The following is a 3,620-nucleotide window of genomic DNA, read 5'->3' as shown; positions in this document are numbered from 1 at the left end:
GCGGCGCGGCTGAGGGCCAGGTCGCCGCGCGACCAGGCGGGCAGCGACGCGGCATCGGCGATCGCGTCCTCGAGGTCGGCCGTCGCCTCTGGTGTGTCGATCCCGAAGGTTGCGAGGCCCAGACGTTCCTCCAGCGCGGCCTGCTCATCGCGTCCGGCGGCGCGGAGTGCGGCGATGCGCTGGGGAAGCAGCTCCAGGGCTTCGTCGGCGCGTTCGAGGGCGATGAGGATCCCGAGGCGCATGGAGAGCAGCTGGGCGCGCTTGTACGGGTCCTCGACCTCGAGGGCGCGGGGGAGGGCGTCGAGGGTCTCGTGCTCCGCACCGAACTGGGCGAGCTGCATGGCGCGCTCGAACCACCCGTCGGCGTCCACCGGCGCGGTCGAGGGGGCAGGGGCCACGAACGCGTCCGAGCGGATCGGCACGTCGTACTGCTCGTCGGAGAGCGCACGCATGCGCCCCAGGCTGCGTGCGTGGCCGTCGGTGCCGTCGCGCTCGTCGAACGCGGTGGCGATGCGGTCTGCGGCCGTCCAGGCAGACGCCGCGAGTTCGGCGGCGCTCCAGCGGCCCTCATGCTCGCCGAAGAACGGCACGAGCGCCGGCGAATCCGCTCCGCGTACCGGGGTGTCGCCGTGGCCGGCAGCCGTGACGCGGTCGAGCGCGACGGCGAGGGCGGCGAGGGCGGCGAAGTGCGCGTCGACGTTCAGCCCGTCGTGGGCGAGCCAGGCGATGTGCTTCTCGACGAGTGCGAGCGCACGGGCCTCGTTCCCGGTGAGCGCCGCGAAGACGATGTTGTTGGCGACGATGCGCAGGTTGTCGGGGTTGTCCTTGGCCAATCGGTAACTGCGCAGGTGCGCGGTCTTCGCCTCGTCGAAGCGCCCGGCGCGGAGGTAGGGGAGGAGCACGCGGGAGAGGGCGTGCTCAGGCTCCTCTCCGCAGGAGAAGCCGCCCTCGATCATCTCTTCCACCAGGACGATGGCCTCCGCGTCGCGGTCGGTGTCCGCGAAGAAGCCCGCGATCTGGCTCCGACCGCAGGCGTCGCAGTGGCTGTGGTCGTCGCGCGGTGTGGCTTCCAGCTGCACCCGCAGCGTCTCGGCTTCGTCCATGCGTCCGGCATCCCAGGCGTCCTCGAAACGGGCGGTGAGCACACCGCTCAGGCCGAGGCCGCCGGCGCGGTAGTGCTTCTCCATGTCGTCGAGCACGGCGGCGATCTGGTCCTGGGAGAACGCCGGCGAGGAGCGCAGAGACGCCGCCATCCACTTGAACTGCCACATCAGGTCGGCGCCGCCGTTGTCGAGGTCGGCGGGGAACCGCTGCGGGTCGGCCTCGTGGTGCGCGAGGCACCAGGCGAACGAGTTCAGCATCACATCGGTCGCGCCGCCCATGTTCGCCGAGGCCGTCTGCCGCATCCGCGCCTCGTACTCGAGTCGCTCGTCGCCGATCTCCACGGCCAGCGCCACCGCCTCCGAGACCAGGGCCTGCTCGGCGGGTCCCCACGGGGTGCGATCGATCTCCTCGATCAGCTGCTGGAAGCGCTTCTTCGGACGTGCCATGGGGAACCCTTCGGTGGGATGTGTCAGCGGACGTCGCCGAAGGGGATCTGGTCCCCTTCGATGCCGGCTGAGAGGGAGACGAGGTCGGCGAGCGCGCTGGTCATCAGCGCACGGTCGGCGTCGGCGAGCGGATGGTGTCCGGCGAGCAGCGCCTGGATGTACAGGAGCTGCACGGTGCGGGCGAAGACGGCGTCGTCCTGCACGCGCACCAGGGCGCGGACCACCCGGTTCGACCAGTTCAGGCACAGGCGGGCGCGGAGGTCGTCGTCGCGGGCCGCGGACAGGGTCTTGTCGATGCGGTCCAGCACGCCTCCCCACAGTGCGCCGGTGACGCCCTTCGTGCGGCCGCGGTCGATCGCGCGCAGCACCTCCGGGTCGGCGACGTAGAGCCCGGCGAGATCGGCGCGGTCGATCGAGCGCACGACCACCGAGCAGTCGGATGCGGCGAGCACGGCACCCGCGCGCGTCTCCAGTGCCACGGCGGCGTCGCGGTCGTCGAGTGGGGGCGGATCGAGGCGATCGAGCTCTCCGGTGACGTCGACCTGCTCGACGGTGACGTGCGGGTACAGGTCCGGCAGCATCCGGATCAGGTCGGCGTCGTACAGGTATCCGCCGTTGACGAGCACCTCTCCGGCGGGGGAGATGCCGGCCACCTGACGGAACTCGTCGACGGTCTGCGCATAGCGGATGTGCGGGTATCGCTCGACGAGGTCGCCGATCCGCACCGTGCCGTGCGTGGTCTCGACCGTCAGCCAGCGGGAGATGAAGTGTGCCAGCTCCTCGTCGTGGCGTACGAGGGACTTGAGTCCGACCTCGTGCACGGCGACGAACTGAGCGAGGCGGTGCGGCTCGCTCAGCCCCAGCTCCAGGACCCAACGGCGGATGCCGGCGCCGAGCTGCGCGCGGACCCGCTCGAGCGCCGCGTCGTCGACGAGCGACTCCCTGCTCGCGGTGGGGGCGAGCCCGGTGGAGTCGACCACGGCGCGGACGAAGAACGCCCATTCGGGGAGGACGTCGTCGACGCGCTCGGAGAGCAGCATCCGTCCCAGATACATGCGCGTCGCCTGACGTGCGCCCGGCGGCGGAGCGTAGGGCAGCACGTAGGCGAGGCCGCGGGTGCCGGTGGCGGGCTCGCTCAGCTCGATCACGTCGAGCGGACTCGCTCCGAGGAGGTCGCGCCCGTACTGCACGGCGGACTCCGGGTCCTGGGCGGCGTCGAGGAACGGCGCGTCCCTGGTGATGTCTATGTCGCCGCCGGCGGTGTCGATCGTGACCCGCACGGGCAGGAACTCGCCGAACGTCGTCGCGAGCTCGTGCACGGCGGCGGGACGCAGCAGGTCGTCGGCGTCGAAGCGCGGCACGAGGTGCACGCTGGTGCCGATGGGGAGCTCCTCGTCGATCTCCGCCACCTGGAACGTTCCGTCGGCGCTTCCCGTCCACTCGACCGAGGCGCCGCCCCGGGCGCTGCGGGAGCGGATGACGATGGTGTCGGCGACCATGAAGCAGCTGAGCAGACCGATGCCGAACTGACCGAGGTAGTCGCTGCGCGGGAGGTCGAAGATGTCGCGCTTGGAGCTGCGCCCGACGGTGGCCAGCAGATCGGCCACCTCGGTGACCGTCAGGCCCACGCCGTCGTCGCGCAGGACGAACTCGCCGTTCTCCGCGGTCAGCGGGGTGATCCGGATGCGTCCGCCGCCGCCGTCGACCTCGCGGCGTGCAGTGATCGCGTCGCGGGCGTTCTGCAGGAGTTCCCGCAGGTACACCCGTGGACTGGAGTAGATGTGTCTGCTGAGCAGATCGACCACACCGCGCAGATCCACCTGGAACTGCTGCACCTCAGCGCTCACCGGCGCTCCCTCCTCCTGCATACGCTCGCTGAGCCTAACAAGAACACGCCTTCGCGATCCCGGTTCGGCGCCACCGGATCGATGCCGTATGCTTGTGGGGCAGTTGTTCTCTGCATTCTTTCGCCATGCCTGGGGTCTCCCGATCGCAGTCACGGTGGCAGAGTGGAGAGAGAACCCCGAGACCTCCCGGTCTCTAGGGCGGTAGCTCAATTGGCAGAGCAGC

1 protein-coding gene, 1 tRNA gene and 1 pseudogene (1 of these 3 only partly in view) are annotated in these 3,620 nt (G+C 70.6%); 1 reads left to right on the top strand and 2 read right to left on the bottom strand.

The features are described 5' to 3' along the window. Positions 1–1,550: pseudogene (locus ACNPM4_RS15330) on the bottom strand (hypothetical protein); the annotation flags it as partial. Positions 1,551–1,573: 23 nt separating this feature from the next. Beyond that, a complete protein-coding gene (locus ACNPM4_RS15325; RefSeq protein ID WP_029260991.1) occupies positions 1,574–3,418 on the bottom strand; it encodes an HSP90 family protein in 1,845 nt (614 codons plus the stop codon). Positions 3,419–3,592: 174 nt separating this feature from the next. Here ACNPM4_RS15325 and ACNPM4_RS15320 point away from each other — a divergent pair. Further along, positions 3,593–3,620 (top strand) — tRNA-Trp (locus ACNPM4_RS15320); it runs 72 nt beyond the window's last position.

The organism is Microbacterium umsixpiens (genome assembly GCF_053543675.1).
Note: the sequence above shows the minus strand (reverse complement) of the source record. Positions and strands in the feature narration are given on the sequence as shown.